This window comes from Streptomyces griseocarneus, from assembly GCF_014655595.1.
Lineage (GTDB): Bacteria > Actinomycetota > Actinomycetes > Streptomycetales > Streptomycetaceae > Streptomyces > Streptomyces griseocarneus.
The window spans coordinates 281,829-301,927 of sequence record NZ_BNBL01000007.1; the positions used below are offsets into that span (position 1 = coordinate 281,829).

Consider the following 20,099-nt stretch of genomic DNA (forward strand, 5'->3'; position numbering starts at 1 on the left):
GTCCATACGTCGCACACGGGGACGCAACCGTCCGCCCCCCGCGCGAGCCGCCGACGGCGGGCGGCCGTGGCGGGCGTGACCTGCGCCATGGCCCGGGGGAGCGACGTGTGCGCGGCGGCCCGGGACGGGCTGGCTACGATGGGCCAGCCGGTGGCCTTCCGACCACCCGGCCCGATCACTACCTTCCGGGAAGGCCATGCTGAACAAGTACGCGCGTGCTTTCTTCACGCGTGTTCTCACACCGTTCGCCGCCCTGCTCATCCGCCTGGGGGTCAGCCCCGACGCGGTGACCCTCATCGGTACCGGTGGTGTGGTGGCGGGCGCGCTGGTCTTCTACCCCCAGGGCGAGTTCTTCTGGGGAACGATCGTCATCACGCTGTTCGTCTTCTCCGACCTCGTCGACGGCAACATGGCGCGGCAGCTGGGCCGCTCCAGCCGCTGGGGCGCCTTCCTGGACTCCACCCTCGACCGCGTCGCCGACTCGGCGATCTTCGGCGGGCTCGCGCTCTGGTACGCCGGGCGGGGCGACGACATCGCGCTGTGCGCGGTGGCGATCTTCTGCCTCGCCAGCGGCCAGGTCGTGTCGTACACCAAGGCGCGCGGCGAGAGCATCGGCCTGCCGGTGAACGTCAACGGCCTGGTCGAGCGCGCCGAACGCCTGGTGATCTCGCTGGTGGCGTGCGGCCTCTCGGGCCTGCACACGTTCGGCGTGCCGCACATCGACATCCTGCTGCCCATCGCGCTGTGGATCGTGGCCGCCGGCAGCCTGGTCACCCTGATCCAGCGGGTGATCACCGTCCGCCGTGAGTCCGCCGAGGCGGACGCCGCCGTCGCGGCCGGCGGGGGCGAGGCCGGGTGAGGGAACGCCTGACGGACGCGCTGTACGGACTGGGCTGGGGCACGGTCAAGAAGCTCCCCGAGCCCGTGGCCACGGCCCTGGGCCGGAGCATCGCCGACGCCGCCTGGAAGCGGCGCGGCCAGGGCGTCACGCGCCTGGAGGCCAACCTCGCCCGCGTCGTGCCCGGCGCCGGACCGCAGCGGCTCGCGCAGCTGTCCCGGGCCGGCATGCGCTCGTACATGCGCTACTGGATGGAGTCCTTCCGGCTGCCCGTCTGGAGCGAGGACCGCATCCGCTCCGGCTTCGACCCGGAGGGCGTGGAGCACCTGGAGGAGGCCCTGGCGTCCGGGCGCGGCGTCGTCGCCGCCCTGCCGCACATGGGCAACTACGACCTGGCCGGGGCGTGGGTCACCACGCGCCTGGGGGTGCCCTTCACCACCGTCGCCGAACGGCTCAAGCCGGAGACGCTCTACGACCGCTTCGTCGCCTACCGCGAGGGGCTCGGCATGGAGGTCCTGCCGCACGCCGGCGGCAGCGCCTTCGGCACGCTGGCCCGGCGGCTGCGCGCCGGGGGCCTGGTCTGCCTGGTGGCCGACCGGGACCTGTCGTCCTCCGGGATCGAGGTCGAGTTCTTCGGCGAGGCCGCGAAGATGCCCGCCGGCCCCGCCGCGCTCGCCCTGCAGACCGGCGCCGTGCTGCTGCCGGTCACCCTCTGGTACGACAGCTCCCCGGTGATGCGCGGCCGCGTCCACGCCCCGGTCGAGGTGCCCCGCGAGGGCACCCGGGGGGAGAAGGCCGCGGCCATGACCCAGGCGGTGGCCGACGCCTTCGCCTCCGGCATCGCCGAGCACCCCCAGGACTGGCACATGCTCCAGCGGCTGTGGCTCGCCGACCTCGACCGGCGGCCGCGGCCCGGACGCGACGAGAGCTCCGGAACGGAGAAGCCTTGAGGATCGGGATCGTCTGCCCGTATTCGTGGGACGTCCCCGGGGGCGTGCAGTTCCACATCCGTGACCTCGCCGAGCACCTGATCCGGCAGGGCCACGAGGTGTCGGTCCTGGCGCCCGCGGACGACGAGACGCCGCTGCCGCCGTTCGTCGTCTCCGCCGGGCGGGCCGTGCCCGTCCCCTACAACGGCTCGGTGGCCCGCCTGAACTTCGGCTTCCTGTCCGCCGCGCGGGTGCGCCGCTGGCTGCACGAGGGCGACTTCGACGTCATCCACATCCACGAGCCCACCTCCCCCTCCCTGGGCCTGCTGACCTGCTGGGCCGCGCAGGGCCCCATCGTGGCGACCTTCCACACCTCCAACCCGCGCTCGCGCGCCATGATCGCGGCCTATCCGATCCTGCAGCCCGCCCTGGAGAAGATCAGCGCGCGCATCGCCGTGAGCGAGTACGCCCGCCGCACCCTGGTCGAGCACCTGGGCGGCGACGCGGTCGTCATCCCCAACGGCGTCGACGTGGACTTCTTCGCCCGCGCCGAGCCCCGCCCCGAGTGGCAGGGGGGGACCATCGGCTTCATCGGCCGCATCGACGAGCCCCGCAAGGGCCTGCCCGTCGTGATGCGCGCCCTGCCGGGGATCCTCGCCGAGCGCCCCGGCACCCGGCTGCTGGTGGCCGGGCTGGGCGACGAACGGGAGGCCGTCGCCGCCCTGCCCCCGGAGATGCGCTCCCACGTCGAGTTCCTCGGCATGGTCAGCGACGAGGACAAGGCCCGGCTGCTGCGCAGCGTCGACGTCTACCTCGCGCCCAACACCGGCGGCGAGTCCTTCGGCATCATCCTCGTCGAGGCGATGTCGGCGGGCGCGCCCGTCCTCGCCAGCGACCTCGACGCCTTCGCCCAGGTCCTGGACCAGGGGGCGGCGGGCGAACTGTTCGCCAACGAGGACGCCGACGACCTGGCCGCCGCGGCCGTCCGGCTCCTCGGCGACGCCGGGCGGCGGGCCGAGCTGAGCGAGCGCGGCAGCCGGCACGTGCGGCGCTTCGACTGGGGCACGGTCGGCGCCGACATCCTCGCCGTCTACGAGACGGTCGCGGCCGGCGCGGCGTCGGTCGCCACGGACGAACGCACCGGCTTCCGCGCGCGCTTCGGCCTCGCCCGCGACTGACCGGCACGGGGCGGGGCGGCCGTCGTCCCCGCCGGTGCCCGGCCGGGCGGCCCCCGCCGTGCCGCCGCCCGGCCGGTACTGTGACCTCGCGTGACCACATTGATCTGGATCGCGGCCGCCCTGGTCGTCATCGGCGTCTACCTGAGCTGGACCGCGGGCCGCCTGGACCGGCTGCACAGCCGCATCGACGCGGCGCGCGCTGCGCTGGACGCCCAGCTGCTGCGCCGCGCCTCGGTCGCCCAGGAGCTCGGCACCGCGGGCGTCCTCGACCCCGCCGCCTCGATGGTCCTCTACCAGGCCGCGCACGCCGCGCGGCAGGCGGAGGAGGAGCACCGCGAGGTCGCCGAGAGCGAGCTGAGCCAGGCGCTGCGCGCCGTCTTCGCCGAGGCGCAGCAGGCGGACGTGGTGCGGGAGGCGCCCGGCGGCGAGGAGTCGCTCGAGGAGCTGACCCAGGCCGTGCGGCGGGTGCCCATGGCCCGGAGGTTCCACAACGACGCGGTCCGGGCGGCCCGGGCGCTGCGCAGGCACCGCACGGTGCGCTGGTTCCGCCTCGCGGGCCACGCTCCGTTTCCGATGGCCTTCGAGATGGACGACGAGCCCCCGGCCGTACTCGGCGACCGGACAGGCCACTGACCTCGGATTGGCCCTTTTCCCGGCCCTCGCGCCCTGGGTTTGATGACGCTGCAGCGTTACCGCCCTTGATAGCGAGGTCACATCGTGTCCACCCCCACCCCCGCCCAGACTCCCGAGACCGGCACCGCGCGCGTCAAGCGCGGCATGGCCGAGCAGCTCAAGGGCGGCGTGATCATGGACGTCGTCAACGCCGAGCAGGCGAAGATCGCCGAGGACGCGGGCGCGGTCGCGGTCATGGCCCTCGAGCGGGTGCCGGCCGACATCCGCAAGGACGGCGGCGTGGCCCGGATGTCCGACCCCAACATGATCGAAGAGATCATCGGCGCCGTCTCCATCCCGGTCATGGCCAAGTCCCGCATCGGCCACTTCGTCGAGGCCCAGGTCCTGCAGTCCCTCGGCGTCGACTACATCGACGAGTCCGAGGTCCTCACCCCGGCCGACGAGATCAACCACTCCGACAAGTGGGCGTTCACCACCCCCTTCGTCTGCGGTGCCACCAACCTGGGCGAGGCCCTGCGCCGCATCGCCGAGGGCGCGGCCATGATCCGCTCCAAGGGCGAGGCCGGCACCGGCAACGTCGTGGAGGCCGTGCGCCACCTGCGTCAGATCAAGAACGAGATCGCCAAGCTGCGCGGCTTCGACAACAACGAGCTCTACGCCGCCGCCAAGGAGCTGCGCGCCCCCTACGAGCTGGTCAAGGAGGTCGCCGAGCTCGGCAAGCTGCCGGTCGTGCTGTTCTCCGCCGGTGGTGTGGCCACCCCGGCCGACGCCGCGCTGATGCGCCAGCTCGGTGCCGAGGGCGTCTTCGTCGGCTCCGGCATCTTCAAGTCCGGCGACCCGGCCAAGCGCGCCGCCGCCATCGTGAAGGCCACCACCTTCTACGACGACCCGAAGATCATCGCGGACGCCTCCCGCAACCTGGGCGAGGCCATGGTCGGCATCAACTGCGACACCCTGCCCGAGGACCAGCGCTACGCCAACCGCGGCTGGTAACACCCGTTCTTCCCCAGGTGGGCGGCCCGCGTCAGGTGCGGGCCGCCCACCGGCGGTCGTACATCCGAGAGGTAGTCCCCCCGTGTCCACCCCCACCATCGGCGTCCTCGCCCTCCAGGGCGACGTCCGCGAACACCTCATCGCCCTCGCCGCGGCCGACGCGCTCGCCCGCCCGGTGCGCCGCCCCGAGGAGCTCGCCGAGGTCGACGGCCTGGTCATCCCCGGCGGCGAGTCCACCACCATGTCCAAGCTCGCGGTCGTCTTCGGGATGCTCGAGCCGCTGCGCGAGCGCGTGCGGGCCGGCATGCCCGTCTACGGCACCTGCGCGGGCATGATCATGCTCGCGGACAAGATCCTGGACGGCCGTGAGGACCAGGAGACGCTCGGCGGCATCGACATGATCGTGCGCCGCAACGCCTTCGGCCGGCAGAACGAGTCCTTCGAGGCGAAGGTCGAGGTGGCCGGCATCGACGGCGGCCCCGTCGAGGGCGTCTTCATCCGCGCCCCCTGGGTCGAGTCCGTGGGCGCCGCGGCCGAGATCCTCGCCACCCACGACGGGCACACCGTCGCCGTGCGCCAGGGGAACGTGCTGGCCACGTCCTTCCATCCGGAGCTCACCGGCGACCACCGCGTCCACGGCCTGTTCGTGGACATGGTGCGCGCGGCGCAGTAGCCCGGTCCCGGTAGGATCTCTGTCGTTCGTTACGAATTGGGTTACGCGAAGGAGACAGGCGGATGTCCGGCCACTCTAAATGGGCTACGACGAAGCACAAGAAGGCCGTGATCGACGCCAAGCGCGGCAAGCTCTTCGCGAAGCTCATCAAGAACATCGAGGTCGCGGCCCGCATGGGTGGCGTCGACATCGAGGGCAACCCGACCCTCTATGACGCCATCCAGAAGGCCAAGAAGCAGTCGGTCCCGAACAAGAACATCGACTCCGCGGTCAAGCGCGGCGGCGGTCTCGAGGCGGGTGGCGCCGACTACGAGACGATCATGTACGAGGGCTACGGCCCCAACGGCGTCGCCGTGCTCATCGAGTGCCTCACCGACAACCGCAACCGCGCCGCCTCCGACGTGCGCGTCGCCATGACCCGCAACGGCGGTTCGATGGCCGACCCGGGCTCGGTGTCCTACCTGTTCAACCGCAAGGGCGTCATCATCGTCCCCAAGGGCGAGCTGACCGAGGACGACGTGCTCGGCGCGGTCCTGGACGCCGGTGCCGAGGAGGTCAACGACCTCGGTGAGAGCTTCGAGGTCATGAGCGAGGCCACCGACCTGGTCGCGGTCCGCACCGCGCTCCAGGAGGCGGGCATCGACTACGACTCCGCCGAGGCCAACTTCGTCCCCACCATGCAGGTGGAGCTCGACGAGGACGCCGCGCGCAAGATCTTCAAGCTGATCGACGCCCTCGAGGACAGCGACGACGTGCAGAACGTCTTCGCCAACTTCGACGTCTCCGACGACGTCATGGCGAAGGTCGACGCGTAAGGGTTCCGGCTGCGGTCGGCGGACGGGCCGGTGGGACACGCTGTCCCGCCGGCCCGTCGCGTTGTCAGTGGCAGCGGATAGCCTGCTGCGGCAGGTGGATCCGGCCGATCGAGGGGAGGGGCGCGCTATGCGGGTGCTGGGGGTGGACCCGGGGCTGACCCGGTGCGGCGTCGGGGTGGTGGAAGGCGTCGCGGGCCGCCCGCTGCGCATGGTGGGCGTCGGCGTCGTGCGCACCCCGGCGGACGCCGAGGTTGCCGACCGGCTCGTCCTCATAGAGCGCGGCATCGAGCAGTGGCTCGACGAGCACTCCCCGGAGTACGTCGCCGTCGAGCGCGTCTTCAGCCAGCACAACGTCCGTACGGTCATGGGCACCGCCCAGGCCAGCGCGGTCGCCATGCTCTGTGCCGCCCGCCGTGGCCTGCCCGTCGCCCTGCACACCCCCAGCGAGGTCAAGGCCGCCGTCACCGGCTCCGGCCGGGCCGACAAGGCCCAGGTCGGCTCCATGGTCACCCGGCTGCTGCGGCTCGACGCGCCGCCGAAGCCGGCGGACGCCGCCGACGCCCTGGCGCTGGCGATCTGCCACATCTGGCGGGCCCCGGCGACCAACCGCCTGCAGCAGATCGCGGCCGCCCACCGCCGCGCCACCGCACCCGTACGTCTCCCGAAGGGCACCCGATGATCGCCTTCGTCTCCGGGCCGGTCGCGGCCCTCGCCCCGGACACCGCCGTCGTCGAGGTCGGCGGGATCGGCATGGCCGTCCAGTGCACGCCCGGCACGCTCTCCGGGCTGCGCGTCGGGCAGCAGGCCCGGCTCGCCACGTCCCTCGTCGTCCGCGAGGACTCCCTGACGCTCTACGGCTTCGCCGACGACGACGAGCGGCAGACCTTCGAGCTGCTGCAGACCGCCAGCGGCGTCGGCCCGCGCCTGGCGCAGGCCATGCTCGCCGTGCACAGCCCCGACGCGCTGCGGCGCGCGTTCGCCTCCGGCGACGAGAAGGCGCTCACGGCCGTGCCGGGCATCGGCAAGAAGGGCGCGCAGAAGCTGCTGCTGGAGCTCAAGGACCGGCTGGGCGCACCGGTGGGTTCCGCCGCCGCGGCGGTGGGCGCCCCGGTCACGCAGGGCTGGCGCGACCAGCTGCACGCCGCCCTCGTCGGCCTCGGTTACGCCACGCGCGAGGCGGACGAGGCCGTCGCGGCGGTCACGCCCCGGGCCGAGGCCGCCCTCGCCGAGGGCGCCCAGCCGCAGGTCGGCTCGCTGCTGCGGGCCGCGCTGCAGACCCTGAACCGGGCCCGCTGAGAACGCCGACAAGCACCCCGCCGAGCACTTCCGACCGTGAGGTTTCCACCGTGAACTGGGACGACGAGTCCGCACCCGTCACCACCACTGGTGACGGCGACCGCCTGGTCAAGGCCGCCGCCGACGGCGACGACCGGGCCGTCGAGGCCGCACTGCGGCCCAAGGACCTGGGCGAGTTCGTCGGCCAGGAGCGGGTCCGCGAGCAGCTGGACCTCGTGCTGAAGGCCGCCCGCGCCCGGGGCGCGACCGCCGACCACGTCCTGCTGTCCGGGGCCCCCGGACTCGGCAAGACCACCCTCTCGATGATCATCGCGGCCGAGATGGGCGCCCCCATCCGCATCACCTCGGGCCCCGCCATCCAGCACGCCGGCGACCTGGCCGCGATCCTGTCCTCCCTCACCGAGGGCGAGGTGCTCTTCCTCGACGAGATCCACCGCATGTCCCGCCCCGCCGAGGAGATGCTCTACATGGCGATGGAGGACTTCCGGGTCGACGTCATCGTCGGCAAGGGCCCCGGCGCCACCGCCATCCCCCTCGAGCTCCCGCCGTTCACCCTGGTCGGCGCGACCACCCGGGCCGGGCTGCTGCCGCCCCCGCTGCGCGACCGCTTCGGCTTCACCGGCCACATGGAGTTCTACGCCCCCGTCGAGCTGCAGCGCGTCATCCACCGCTCGGCCCGGCTGCTGGACGTGGAGATAGAGGAGGCGGGCGCCGCCGAGATCGCCGGCCGCTCCCGGGGCACGCCCCGCATCGCCAACCGCCTGCTGCGCCGCGTCCGCGACTACGCCCAGGTCAAGGCCGACGGGGTGGTGACGCAGGAGATCGCCGCCCAGGCCCTGCAGGTGTACGAGGTCGACGCCCGGGGCCTGGACCGGCTGGACCGTGCCGTGCTCGGCGCGCTGCTCAAGCTCTTCGGCGGCGGCCCGGTGGGGCTGTCCACCCTGGCCGTGGCCGTGGGCGAGGAGCGCGAGACCGTCGAGGAGGTGGCGGAGCCCTTCCTGGTGCGGGAGGGACTGCTGGCGCGTACGCCCAGGGGCCGGGTGGCAACGCCGGCGGCCTGGGCCCACCTCGGGCTGACGCCCCCCGGGCAGGGCCCCACGGGCCCCGGCCAGCAGGGACTCTTCGATCGGTGACGGTGTGGGGGCTGGTCCGCTCAGGAACCGCGGTGCCATGCTGGGCGTTGTTCCATAGGTGCGGGCTCGCTTAGACTCCGCCGATGCCGTCCGTACCGGTGCGGCATACCACCCCCGTAGACCAGGCCGCGTCCCCAAGCGGTCGTGTGAAGGAAACCCCGTCCCGTGAATATCGTGACTCTCCTGCCGTTCATCGTGCTTATCGGGGCCATGTTCCTGATGACCCGGTCGGCGAAGAACAAGCAGCGCCAGGCGATGCAGATGCGCGACCAGATGCAGCCGGGTACCGGTGTCCGGACGATCGGCGGCATGTACGCCACCGTCAAGGAGATCCACGAGGACACCGTTCTCCTCGAGGTCGCCCCGAGCGTGCACGCGATCTTTGCCAAGAACGCCATCGGCGCCGTGCTGGAGGACGCGGAGTACAACCGCATCGTCCACGGCCTGGAGCCGGAGGAGACCCCGGTGGTCCCGGACGACGCCTCCGCGCTGACCGAGGCCGTCGAGACCGGTGAGCCCCCGGCCGAGCAGAAGATCGACCTGGGCAAGGGCGCGGCCGCCGGCGACGAGGCGAAGAAGGCCGAGGAGCCGAAGAAGGCCGACGACCCGGCCGAGGCGGAGACCAAGGACGCCAAGCGGGACGGCGACACCGACGCGAAGTAGCCCCTTTCCGGAACCGCGGAGCACCCACTGAGCGGTGCGCCGCGGTTCCGTTACGGTCTAGGCTCCGGCGGGGGGCAGGTCCCCACAACACATCGTGGCCGTCCGGCGAACACCCGACGCCCGGCGGTTGGACAGGGAGAAACGACAAGGTGGCAGCACCGAAGAAGGGCCGCAGGTCCCCGGGCGGCCAGGGGAGGCCGGGCCGTGTCCTGGCCCTGATCCTGATCGCCATGGTGGCGCTCACCGGGGGGATGTTCGCCTCCGGGCACACCACGCCACGGTTGGGCATCGACCTCGCGGGCGGCACGAGCTTCACGCTCGAGGCCAAGAACCAGCCCGGCAGGCCCAACGCGATCAACGCGACCAACATGAACACGGCCGTCGGCATCATCGAGCGGCGTGTCAACGGTCTCGGTGTCACCGAGTCCGAGGTCCAGACGCAGGGCGACAACCACATCATCGTGAACATCCCCAAGGGGACGGACGCGAAGCAGGCCCGTCAGCAGGTCGGCACCACCGCCCAGCTCGGCTTCCGGCCCGTTCTGACCGCCACTGCCGGTGTCAAGACCCCTGAGCCCGCGCCCGGCGCGACGGGCGACAAGGACAAGGGCGACAAGGCCAAGCAGGACGAGAAGACCGGCGAGAAGAACAAGGGCGACAAGAGCACCGGGGCCACGACCAAGCCCTCCGGCTCGCCGTCCCCGACCGCCAGCGCCAGCCCCCAGGGCCGGCCGGTCACCGACGCCCTGAAGGCCGACAAGGACGACGCCACCCCGGGTGCGTCCGCCTCCGCGTCCGCCAAGGCGGACGGGAAGAAGGACGAGAAGAAGGCGCCGACGCCCACCCCGGCGCCGGGCGACGCGGCCGCGCTGCAGAAGAAGCTCGACGCCCTGGACTGCTCCACCAAGGAGGGTCGCGCCAAGGCCAACGAGGCCGCCGCCGGCGCCGCGCCGACCGACATGATCGTCGCGTGCCGCAAGGACGGCCAGGTCAAGGAGATCCTGGGCCCGGTGGCCGTCGAGGGCACCAACGTCAGCGACGCCAGCGCCGTCTTCGACACCCAGCAGGGCAAGGGCTGGCTCGTCCAGCTCAAGTTCGACTCCACCGGCGCCAAGAAGTTCGCCCAGGTCACCGGCCAGCTGGCCACCAAGCAGTCCCCGCAGAACCAGTTCGCGATCGTCCTGGACGGCGAGGTCGTCTCCGACCCGTCCGTGACCAGCTCGATCGGCGGCGGCCAGGCGGAGATCTCCGGCGGCTTCACCCAGCAGAGCGCCTCGGAACTGGCCAACGTGCTGTCCTACGGCGCCCTGCCGCTGTCGTTCGACGTGGTCACCGAGACCACCGTGACCGCCGCGCTCGGCGGCGAGCAGCTGCGCGCCGGCCTGATCGCCGGTGCCATCGGCCTCGCCCTGGTCATCGTCTACCTGGTGGCGTACTACCGCGGTCTCGCGCTCGTCGCCCTCGCCAGCCTCGCGGTCTCCGCGATCCTCACCTACACGATCATGGTGCTCCTCGGCCCGGCCATCGGCTTCGCGCTGAACCTGCCGGCCGTCTGCGGTGCCATCGTGGCGATCGGCATCACCGCCGACTCCTTCATCGTGTACTTCGAGCGCATCCGCGACGAGATCCGCGAGGGCCGCACGCTGCGCCCGGCCGTGGAGCGCGGCTGGCCGCGCGCCCGCCGCACCATCCTGGTGTCCGACTTCGTGTCCTTCCTCGCCGCCGCGGTGCTCTTCATCGTCACCGTCGGCAAGGTGCAGGGCTTCGCGTTCACCCTCGGCCTGACCACGCTCCTCGACGTCGTCGTGGTCTTCCTCTTCACCAAGCCGCTGATGACGGTCCTGGCCCGCCGGAAGTTCTTCGCCAGCGGCCACCCCTGGTCCGGCCTGGACCCCGCCCGGCTGGGCGTCAGGCCGCCGCTGCGGGCCTCCCGCCGCCGTTCCGCCCCCGTCGACCCGAAGGAGGCGTGAGATGTCGCGACTCGGCAACCTCGGTGCCAGGCTCTACCGCGGTGAGGTCGGCTACGACTTCGTCGGCAAGCGGAAGATCTGGTACGGCATCTCGATCCTCATCACCATCACGGCCATCGTCGGCCTGGCGGTGCGCGGCCTGAACATGGGCATCGAGTTCTCCGGCGGCGCGGTCTTCAACTCGCCCCCGACCTCGGTCTCGGCCACCCAGGCCCAGCAGACGGCCGAGGACGCCTCCGGCCACCCCGCCGTCGTCCAGAAGTTGGGCAACAAGACCCTCCGGGTCCAGGTCAGCGAGCTCACCACCGAGCAGTCGCGCAAGACCCAGGAGGCGCTGGCCAAGAAGCTCGCCGTCCCGGTCGACAAGATCAACACCGACATCGTCGGCCCGAGCTGGGGCGACCAGATCGCCAACAAGGCCTGGACCGGCCTGGCGGTCTTCATGATCCTCGTGGTGATCTACCTGGCCATCGCCTTCGAATGGCGGATGGCCGTGGCCGCCCTGATCGCGCTGATCCACGACCTCACCATCACCGTCGGCGTCTACGCGCTGGTGGGCTTCGAGGTCACCCCGGGCACCGTGATCGGTCTGCTGACCATCCTCGGTTACTCCCTCTACGACACCGTCGTCGTCTTCGACGGTCTCAAGGAGAGCGCCAAGGACATCACCAAGCAGACCCGCTTCACCTACAGCGAGATCGCCAACCGCAGCCTCAACGGCACGCTGGTCCGCTCGATCAACACCACCGTCGTGGCGCTGCTGCCGGTCGCCGGCCTGCTGTTCATCGGCGGCGGCTTCCTCGGCGCGGGCATGCTCAACGACATCTCGCTCGCCCTGTTCGTCGGCCTCGCGGCCGGCGCCTACTCCTCGATCTTCATCGCCACCCCGCTGGTCGCCGACCTCAAGGAGCGCGACCCGCAGATGAAGGCCCTGGCCAAGCGCGTGCGCGCCCGGCGCGCCGCCGACGCGGCCAAGGACGGGTCGGGGGACGCGGCCGGATCCGCCGACGCGGCGGGCGAGGACGAGGACGAGGACGTGCAGGACGCGGCGGCGGGCGTCGTCGGCCAGCGCGGCCAGGGTGCCGGCCGCAGCCGCGGCCGCGGCGGCCGTCCCTCGGGGAAGCGCCGATGAGCGCCACCCGCGCCTCCGGCGCCGACCAGGACCTGCGGGAGCTGCTGCTCAGCCGGATCCACGACGTCCCGGACTACCCCAAGCCGGGCGTGACGTTCAAGGACATCACCCCGCTGCTCGCCGACGCCACCGCGTTCGCCGCGCTGACGGACGCCTTCGCCGAGCTGTGCCGGCGCCACGACGCCACCAAGGTCATCGGCCTGGAGGCGCGCGGCTTCATCCTCGCCGCCCCCGTCGCCGTGCGCGCCGGGCTCGGCTTCGTGCCCGTGCGCAAGGCCGGCAAGCTGCCCGGCGCCACGCTCGCCCAGGCCTACGAGCTGGAGTACGGCACCGCCGAGATCGAGCTGCACGCCGACGCGCTCGTCCCCGGCGACCGGGTCCTCGTCATCGACGACGTCCTGGCCACCGGCGGCACCGCCGAGGCCTCGCTCAAGCTGATCCGCCGGGCGGGCGCCGAGGTGGCGGGCGTCGCCGTGCTGATGGAGCTCGGCTTCCTGCCGGGCCGCGAGCGCCTGGCCGGCGAGCTCGGCGGGGCGCCGCTGGAGGCGCTGATCACCGTCTGACCGCGACGGCGCGCCGCACGGCGCGCGAAACGCCCCGAGGCGGGCACCGGGAAGCTCCCGGTGCCCGCCTCGCGTTATCCCTGACGTCCCTTGTTGCGTCAGCAGCCGCACGGCGGTCCGGCGGCCGGGATCGATACCATGGCAGTCCGGACCTGATCGGGGGGCCGGAACGCATGAGGAGTGCTCTTGCCAGACGAGGTTCAGCCGCTCTCTCCCAGACTCCGTCCGGGGGGATCCCCAGCCGCCCAAGAAGACAAGACGTCTCCCGAGGCCGCGGCGGGCAAGGGCACGCCCGCCGGCCCCGCCGGGGGCACGAGCGGTCCCGCGCCCGCGACCGACGCGCGCAAGGCGGCCGAACCGCCCCACAAGACCGCCCCGCAGGGCCCCGCCCCGGCCGCCCCGGCCCGCGCGGCCGCGCCCCAGGGCGCCGTCTCCCGCACCGGCTCCTCCAGCCGGGTCCGCGCCCGCCTCGCCCGTCTGGGCGTACAGCGCTCCAGCCCGTACAACCCGGTGCTCGAGCCGCTGCTGCGCATCGTGCGCGGGAACGACCCGAAGGCCGACACCACCACGCTCCGCCAGATCGAGCGCGCCTACCAGGTCGCCGAGCGCTGGCACCGCGGCCAGAAGCGCAAGAGCGGCGACCCGTACATCACCCACCCCCTCGCCGTCACCACGATCCTCGCCGAGCTGGGCATGGACCCCGCCACCCTGATGGCCGGCCTGCTGCACGACACCGTCGAGGACACCGAGTACGGCCTGGAGGACCTGCGCCGGGACTTCGGTGACCAGGTCGCCCTCCTCGTGGACGGCGTCACCAAGCTCGACCGCGTGCAGTTCGGCGAGGCCGCGCAGGCCGAGACCGTGCGCAAGATGGTCGTCGCCATGGCCAAGGACCCGCGCGTCCTGGTCATCAAGCTCGCCGACCGCCTGCACAACATGCGCACCATGCGCTACCTCAAGCGGGAGAAGCAGGAGAAGAAGGCCCGCGAGACCCTCGAGATCTACGCCCCGCTGGCGCACCGGCTGGGCATGAACACCATCAAGTGGGAGCTCGAGGACCTCGCCTTCGCGATCCTCTACCCCAAGATGTACGACGAGATCGTCCGTCTCGTCGCCGAGCGCGCCCCCAAGCGCGACGAGTACCTGGCCATCGTCACCGACGAGGTCCAGGCCGACCTGCGCGCCGCCCGCATCAAGGCGACCGTCACCGGCCGCCCGAAGCACTACTACAGCGTCTACCAGAAGATGATCGTGCGGGGCCGCGACTTCGCCGAGATCTACGACCTGGTGGGCATCCGCGTCCTCGTCGACACCGTCCGCGACTGCTACGCGGCGCTCGGCACCGTCCACGCCCGGTGGAACCCGGTCCCGGGGCGGTTCAAGGACTACATCGCGATGCCCAAGTTCAACATGTACCAGTCGTTGCACACGACGGTCATAGGGCCCAGCGGCAAGCCCGTCGAGCTGCAGATCCGCACCTTCGACATGCACCGCCGCGCCGAGTACGGCATCGCCGCGCACTGGAAGTACAAGCAGGAGGCCGTCGCCGGCGCCTCCAAGATCCGCACGGACGTGCCGAAGAACGCCGGCAAGAACCAGGACACCGTCAATGACATGGCCTGGCTGCGGCAGCTGCTCGACTGGCAGAAGGAGACCGAGGACCCGGGCGAGTTCCTGGAGTCCCTGCGCTTCGACCTCTCGCGCAACGAGGTCTTCGTCTTCACGCCCAAGGGCGACGTCATAGCCCTCCCGGCCGGCGCCACCCCCGTCGACTTCGCCTACGCCGTCCACACCGAGGTCGGCCACCGCACCATAGGGGCGAGGGTCAACGGGCGGCTGGTGCCGCTGGAGTCGACCCTCGACAACGGCGACCTGGTCGAGGTCTTCACCTCCAAGGCGCCCGGCGCCGCCCCCTCCCGGGACTGGCTGGGCTTCGTCAAGTCCCCCCGCGCCCGCAACAAGATCCGTGCCTGGTTCTCCAAGGAGCGCCGCGACGAGGCCATCGAGCAGGGCAAGGACGCCATCGCGCGGGCCATGCGCAAGCAGAACCTGCCGATCCAGCGCATCCTCACCGGCGACTCGCTGGTCACCCTCGCCCACGAGATGCGCTATCCCGACATCTCCTCCCTCTACGCCGCCATCGGCGAGGGCCACGTCGCGGCCCAGGGCGTGGTGCAGAAGCTCGTCCAGGCCCTGGGCGGCGAGGACGCGGCCACCGAGGACATCGAGGAAGAGGCGGCGCCGATCCGCGGCCGCTCCAAGCGGCGCTCCAGCGCCGACCCGGGCGTGGTCGTCAAGGGCGTCGACGACGTCTGGGTCAAGCTGGCCCGCTGCTGCACGCCCGTCCCCGGCGACCCGATCATCGGCTTCGTCACCCGGGGCAACGGCATCTCGGTCCACCGCGCCGACTGCGTGAACGTCGACTCGCTCTCGCAGCAGCCCGAGCGGATCATCGACGTCGAGTGGGCGCCCACCCAGTCCTCGGTCTTCCTCGTCGCCATCCAGGTGGAGGCGCTGGACCGCTCCCGGCTGCTGTCGGACGTCACCCGCGTGCTGTCCGACCAGCACGTCAACATCCTCTCCGCCGCCGTGCAGACCTCCCGCGACCGGGTGGCCACCTCGCGCTTCACCTTCGAGATGGGCGACCCCAAGCACCTCGGGCACGTGCTCAAGGCGGTGCGGGGCGTGGAGGGCGTCTACGACGTCTACCGCGTGACGTCGGCCCGCCGGCCGTAGCCCGCGCATACGTAAGGGCTCCGGCAATAGCCGGAGCCCCTTACGTCATGCCTTGCGGCGTCAGCCGCCGAACTCCTCCAGGCCCTTCAGGGCCTGGTCCAGCAGTGCCTTGCGGCCCTCGAGCTCCTTGGCGAGCTTGTCGGCCTTGGCGTCATTGCCGGCCGCACGCGCCTTGTCGACCTGCTCCTGCAGCTTGTCGACCGCCGACTGCAGCTGCCCGGTCAGACCGGCCGCACGCGCCCGCGCCTCGGGGTTCGTGCGCCGCCACTCGGCCTCCTCGGCCTCCTGGATGGCGCGCTCGACCGCGTGCATCCGGCCCTCGATCTTCGGCCGGGCGTCGCGCGGCACGTGGCCGATGGCCTCCCAGCGCTCGTTGATCGAACGGAACGCCGCCCGCGCCGACTTCAGGTCCGTCACCGGGAGCAGCTTCTCGGCCTCGACGACCAGCTCCTCCTTGAGCGTGAGGTTGCCCTGCTGCTCGGCGTCGCGCTCGGCGAACACCTCGCTGCGCGCCTGGAAGAAGACGTCCTGCGCGCCGCGGAAGCGGGCCCACAGCTCGTCCTCCGCCTCGCGCTGCGCGCGCCCGGCGGCCTTCCACTCCGACATCAGGTCGCGGTAGCGCGCGGCCGTGGGGCCCCAGTCCGCCGACCCGGAGAGCGCCTCGGCCTCGGCGACCAGCTTCTCCTTGACCTTGCGGGCGTCCTCGCGCTGCGCGTCCAGCGAGGCGAAGTGCGCCTTGCGCCGCTTGGAGAACGCCGAGCGGGCGTGCGAGAAGCGGTGCCACAGCTCGTCGTCGGTCTTGCGGTCCAGCCGGGGCAGGCCCTTCCAGGTGTCGACCAGGGCGCGCAGCCGCTCGCCCGCCGAGCGCCACTGCTCGCTGGCCGCCAGCTCCTCGGCCTCGGCGACCAGCGCCTCCTTGGCCGTACGGGCCTCCTCGGACTGCTTGGCCTTGGCCGCCTTGCGCTCCTCGCGGCGCGACTCGACGTCGGACACCAGCTTGTCGAGCCGGGTCCGCAGCGCGTCGAGGTCGCCCACCGCGTGGTGCTCGTCGACCTGGGTCCGCAGGTGGTCGATCGCGACCGTCGCGTCCTTGGCCGACAGGTCGGTGGTCCTCACCCGGCGCTCGAGGAGGCCGATCTCGACGACCAAGCCCTCGTACTTGCGCTCGAAGTAAGCCAGAGCCTCCTCCGGAGACCCCGCTTGCCACGATCCGACGACCTGCTCGCCGTCGGCGGTACGCACGTACACGGTCCCCGTCTCATCGACGCGGCCCCACGGGTCGCTGCTCACAGCGCCTCCTCCACATGATGCCGGGGCCGGTGTACGGCCCGCGTGCATCGTCCACAGTTGATCCGGACAGGGCCGCGCCCCGACCGGTCCGGCAGCTTGATCATCCGGGTGCGTACAGCCGCCGGATCAGGCACCCTACACAACGCCAACATAGGCGAACGGCGGCCCGGCTGTCCGTATCCCGCGCGACCGAAATTTCGCCGCGGGGGCGTCAGGATCGCGTCAGGACTTCGCCACGGTCGCCTTGTCGATCACCACGGTCGCGTTCGGGGCGCCGTCGCCGGCTCCGGTCTGCTCGCCCGCGTCGGCGATCTTCTTCAGCGTCTTCATGCCGTCGGCGCCGATGGTGCCGAACGGGGTGTACTGCGGGGGCAGCTGGCTGTCCTGGTAGACGAGGAAGAACTGGCTGCCGCCGGTGTGCGGCTGGCCGGTGTTGGCCATCGCGATGGTGCCGGCGGGGTAGACGTTCCCCTTGAGCCGGGAGTCCTTGAGGTTCTCGTCCGGGAGCGTGTAGCCGGGGCCGCCCTGGCCGGTGCCCTTGGGGTCGCCGCACTGCAGGACGTAGATCCCGCCGGTGGTCAGGCGGTGGCACTTGGTGTGGTCGAGGAACCCTTCCTTCGCCAGGAACTCGAAGGAGTTGACCGTGTGCGGGGCGTTCGCGGCGTCCAGCTTGACGTCGATCGCACCACAGGTGGTCGTCAGGTTCATCGCGTACGACGCCGACTTGTCGACGCTCATCTCCGGCTCCGCCTTCCACGTCTTGGAGGCGGGGGAGCCGGGGGCCGGCTTGGCGCAGGGGTCCGGACCCTTCTTCGGGGTCGGCAGCGCGTCGGCGGCGTCGGCCTTGTCCTTCTTGCCGTCGTCGCCCGACAGCGCGCCCGTGGCGTACGCCGTCGCGCCGGCGGCCAGGACCACGGCGAGGCCGGCGGCGATCACCGCGTTGCGGCGCTGGGCCTTGCGCCGCGCCGCCTCGCGACGCTGCTGCTGCCGTTCGAACTTCTCGCGGGCCAGCTGTCGCCGCCGCTGCTCGTTACTGACCACCGGGTCCTCTCCTCGTGCCGTTTCGTGCATGTCCTGAGCCGCGAATCGCGAGTGTGCCCGTACCGTATACGGGTTCGCGGCGGCGGGAGTGCCGCCGGTAGGCTCTGATCGGGTCGGGTGTCTCCGCCGGGGACTCCGGACGGGGCCACCGCCCCGGCCGTCGACCGACCGAAGACCGACCGACAGTTAAGGACGAACGTGCTCATTGCCGGGTTCCCCGCCGGGGCCTGGGGGACCAACTGCTACCTGGTCGCCCCTGCCGCAGGCGAGGAGTGCGTGATCATCGACCCGGGCCACCAGGCGGCCCAGGGCGTCGAGGAAGCACTGAAGAAGCATCGGCTCAAGCCCGTCGCCGTCGTCCTCACCCACGGCCACCTCGACCACGTCGCCTCGGTCGTCCCCGTGTGCGGCGCCCATGACGTCCCGGCCTGGATCCACCCCGCCGACCGCTACATGATGAGCGACCCGGAGAAGGCCCTCGGCCGCTCCATCGGGCAGCAGCTCATGGGCGAGCTGACCATCGGCGAACCGGACGACGTCAAGGAGCTGACCGACGGCAGCACGCTCGACCTCGCGGGGCTCGAGTTCACCGTCGCGCACGCGCCCGGCCATACCAAGGGGTCGGTGACCTTCCGGATGCCCGAGACCTCCGAGATCCCGTCGGTGTTCTTCTCGGGCGACCTGTTGTTCGCCGGCTCCATCGGACGCACCGACCTGCCCGGCGGTGACCACGCCGAGATGCTCCAGTCGCTGGCACGGGTGTGCCTGCCCCTGGAGGACTCCACCGTGGTGCTGTCCGGCCACGGCCACCAGACGACCATCGGCCACGAGCGCGCCACCAACCCGTACCTGCGGGAAGTGGCCGCCGGCCTTGGAGCCGGGAACCCGGCTCCGCGACGAGGAATGTGACGAGAGTTTCCGTGAGCACCTTCAAGGCCCCCCGGGGCACCTACGACCTGATCCCGCCGGTCTCGGCGGTCTACCTGGCCGTCCGCGAGGCCATCTCCGCGCCGCTCAAGCGGGCCGGCTACGGCTACGTCGAGACCCCCGGCTTCGAGCAGGTCGAGCTGTTCTCCCGCGGCGTCGGCGAGTCCACCGACATCGTGACCAAGGAGATGTACACCCTCACCCAGCGCAGCGAGGGCAGCGAGCGCCTCGCCCTGCGCCCCGAGGGCACCGCCTCCGTGCTGCGCGCCGCCCTGGAGGCCAACCTCCACAAGGCCGGCAACCTCCCCGTCAAGCTCTGGTACTCCGGCTCGTACTACCGCTACGAGCGCCCGCAGAAGGGCCGCTACCGCCACTTCTCGCAGGTCGGTGCCGAGGCCATCGGCGCCGAGGACCCGGTGCTGGACGCCGAGCTGATCATCCTGGCCGTCGACGCCTACAAGTCGCTGGGCCTGAAGAACTTCCGCCTGCTGCTGAACTCGCTGGGCGACAAGGAGTGCCGCCCCGCCTACCGGGCCGCCCTGCAGGACTTCCTGCGCGGCCTGGACCTGGACGACGACACCCGCCGGCGCGTCGAGATCAACCCCCTGCGGGTCCTCGACGACAAGCGCGCGGACGTCCAGAAGCAGCTCGTCGGCGCCCCCATGCTCCGCGACCACCTGTGCGAGGGGTGCAAGGAGTACCACGAGCAGGTGCGCGAGCTGCTGACCGCCGCCGGTGTCGCCTTCGAGGACGACGAGAAGCTCGTGCGCGGCCTGGACTACTACACCCGCACCACCTTCGAGTTCGTCCACGACGGCCTCGGCTCGCAGTCCGCGGTCGGCGGCGGCGGCCGCTACGACGGCCTGTCCGAGATGATCGGCGGCCCCGCGCTGCCGTCCGTCGGCTGGGCGCTCGGCGTGGACCGCACGGTACTGGCGCTGGAGGCGGAGGGCGTCGAGCTCGAACTGCCCGCCGCCACCCAGGTCTTCGCCGTGCCGCTCGGCGACGAGGCCCGCCGCGTGCTGTTCGGCCTGGTGACCGAGCTGCGCCGGGCGGGCGTCGCGACGGACTTCGCCTTCGGCGGAAAGGGCCTGAAGAACGCCATGAAGTCGGCCAACCGTTCCGGCGCGCGTTTCGCCCTCGTGGCGGGCGAGCGGGACCTGGCCGAGGGCGTGGTGCAGCTCAAGGACCTGGAGAGCGGCGAACAGAAGGCCGTTCCGCTCGACACCGTGGTGAGTGAAGTCCTTTCGGCCCAAGGCTGATTCACAGGCTACTGGTGCAGAATGGGC

General features: G+C 71.9%; 19 protein-coding genes. 17 read left to right on the top strand and 2 right to left on the bottom strand.

The genetic code is table 11. From position 1 onward, the window contains the following. The first annotated feature begins 196 nt into the window (after positions 1-196). From pgsA to IE295_RS20035, 15 genes are all read left to right on the top strand, one after another. A complete protein-coding gene (gene pgsA, locus IE295_RS19965) occupies positions 197-859 on the top strand; it encodes a phosphatidylinositol phosphate synthase (protein WP_190065050.1) in 663 nt (220 codons plus the stop codon). Continuing rightward, on the top strand, positions 856-1,788 hold the full coding sequence (locus IE295_RS19970; RefSeq protein ID WP_190065051.1) for a phosphatidylinositol mannoside acyltransferase: 933 nt from the start codon (positions 856-858) through the stop codon (positions 1,786-1,788). Before pgsA ends, IE295_RS19970 begins: the two co-directional genes overlap by 4 nt. Beyond that, positions 1,785-2,945, top strand: coding sequence for a glycosyltransferase family 4 protein (locus IE295_RS19975; RefSeq protein ID WP_190065052.1), 1,161 nt, complete (start codon positions 1,785-1,787; stop codon positions 2,943-2,945). Before IE295_RS19970 ends, IE295_RS19975 begins: the two co-directional genes overlap by 4 nt. A 90-nt stretch (positions 2,946-3,035) precedes the next feature. Then, on the top strand, positions 3,036-3,578 hold the full coding sequence (locus IE295_RS19980) for a LemA family protein (protein WP_190065053.1): 543 nt from the start codon (positions 3,036-3,038) through the stop codon (positions 3,576-3,578). An 81-nt stretch (positions 3,579-3,659) separates the two neighbouring features. After that, entirely contained in the window at positions 3,660-4,571 is a 912-nt protein-coding gene (pdxS, locus tag IE295_RS19985) for a pyridoxal 5'-phosphate synthase lyase subunit PdxS (protein ID WP_190065159.1), read from the top strand. 82 nt (positions 4,572-4,653) lie between these two features. Next, complete coding sequence (gene pdxT, locus IE295_RS19990; RefSeq protein ID WP_190065054.1) at positions 4,654-5,244, top strand: pyridoxal 5'-phosphate synthase glutaminase subunit PdxT; 591 nt, start codon at positions 4,654-4,656, stop codon at positions 5,242-5,244. A 62-nt stretch (positions 5,245-5,306) separates the two neighbouring features. Continuing rightward, on the top strand, positions 5,307-6,059 hold the full coding sequence (locus tag IE295_RS19995) for a YebC/PmpR family DNA-binding transcriptional regulator (RefSeq protein WP_190065055.1): 753 nt from the start codon (positions 5,307-5,309) through the stop codon (positions 6,057-6,059). 127 nt (positions 6,060-6,186) lie between these two features. Further along, a complete protein-coding gene (ruvC, locus tag IE295_RS20000) occupies positions 6,187-6,738 on the top strand; it encodes a crossover junction endodeoxyribonuclease RuvC (protein WP_190065056.1) in 552 nt (183 codons plus the stop codon). After that, positions 6,735-7,355, top strand: a complete 621-nt coding sequence (gene ruvA / locus IE295_RS20005) for a Holliday junction branch migration protein RuvA (RefSeq protein WP_190065057.1) — start codon at positions 6,735-6,737, stop codon at positions 7,353-7,355. The genes ruvC and ruvA overlap by 4 nt, the downstream gene beginning before the upstream one ends. 50 nt (positions 7,356-7,405) lie before the next feature. Then, positions 7,406-8,488, top strand: coding sequence for a Holliday junction branch migration DNA helicase RuvB (gene ruvB, locus IE295_RS20010; RefSeq protein ID WP_190065058.1), 1,083 nt, complete (start codon positions 7,406-7,408; stop codon positions 8,486-8,488). A gap of 165 nt (positions 8,489-8,653) precedes the next feature. Continuing rightward, positions 8,654-9,151: a preprotein translocase subunit YajC gene (yajC, locus tag IE295_RS20015; protein WP_190065059.1), complete on the top strand. Its 498-nt coding sequence runs from the start codon at positions 8,654-8,656 to the stop codon at positions 9,149-9,151. 149 nt (positions 9,152-9,300) lie between these two features. Further along, the gene (secD, locus tag IE295_RS20020; protein WP_190065060.1) at positions 9,301-11,121 is read left to right on the top strand and encodes a protein translocase subunit SecD; all 1,821 of its coding nucleotides are present in this window, start codon (positions 9,301-9,303) and stop codon (positions 11,119-11,121) included. Position 11,122: 1 nt separating this feature from the next. After that, positions 11,123-12,253: a protein translocase subunit SecF gene (gene secF, locus IE295_RS20025; protein WP_190065061.1), complete on the top strand. Its 1,131-nt coding sequence runs from the start codon at positions 11,123-11,125 to the stop codon at positions 12,251-12,253. Further along, a complete protein-coding gene (locus IE295_RS20030; RefSeq protein ID WP_190065062.1) occupies positions 12,250-12,816 on the top strand; it encodes an adenine phosphoribosyltransferase in 567 nt (188 codons plus the stop codon). The genes secF and IE295_RS20030 overlap by 4 nt, the downstream gene beginning before the upstream one ends. A 186-nt stretch (positions 12,817-13,002) precedes the next feature. Then, positions 13,003-15,552 carry a RelA/SpoT family protein gene (locus tag IE295_RS20035; protein WP_190065063.1) on the top strand — a complete coding sequence of 850 codons (2,550 nt, stop codon included), beginning with the start codon at positions 13,003-13,005 and terminating at the stop codon, positions 15,550-15,552. Between the two features lie 60 nt (positions 15,553-15,612). Here the strand turns inward: IE295_RS20035 and IE295_RS20040 are convergent, their stop codons facing one another. Together IE295_RS20040 and IE295_RS20045 are read right to left on the bottom strand one after the other, a co-directional pair. Continuing rightward, positions 15,613-16,842, bottom strand: a complete 1,230-nt coding sequence (locus IE295_RS20040; RefSeq protein ID WP_190065064.1) for a DUF349 domain-containing protein — start codon at positions 16,840-16,842, stop codon at positions 15,613-15,615. 222 nt (positions 16,843-17,064) lie between these two features. After that, positions 17,065-17,883 (bottom strand): peptidylprolyl isomerase, encoded by an 819-nt coding sequence (locus tag IE295_RS20045; protein ID WP_190065065.1) that lies wholly within the window; start codon positions 17,881-17,883, stop codon positions 17,065-17,067. Between the two features lie 198 nt (positions 17,884-18,081). On the opposite strand from IE295_RS20045, the gene IE295_RS20050 reads away from it, so the two are divergent. Then, positions 18,082-18,792: an MBL fold metallo-hydrolase gene (locus IE295_RS20050; RefSeq protein WP_190065066.1), complete on the top strand. Its 711-nt coding sequence runs from the start codon at positions 18,082-18,084 to the stop codon at positions 18,790-18,792. Between the two features lie 11 nt (positions 18,793-18,803). Beyond that, positions 18,804-20,072, top strand: a complete 1,269-nt coding sequence (gene hisS, locus IE295_RS20055) for a histidine--tRNA ligase (protein WP_190065067.1) — start codon at positions 18,804-18,806, stop codon at positions 20,070-20,072. Positions 20,073-20,099: the final 27 nt, after the last annotated feature.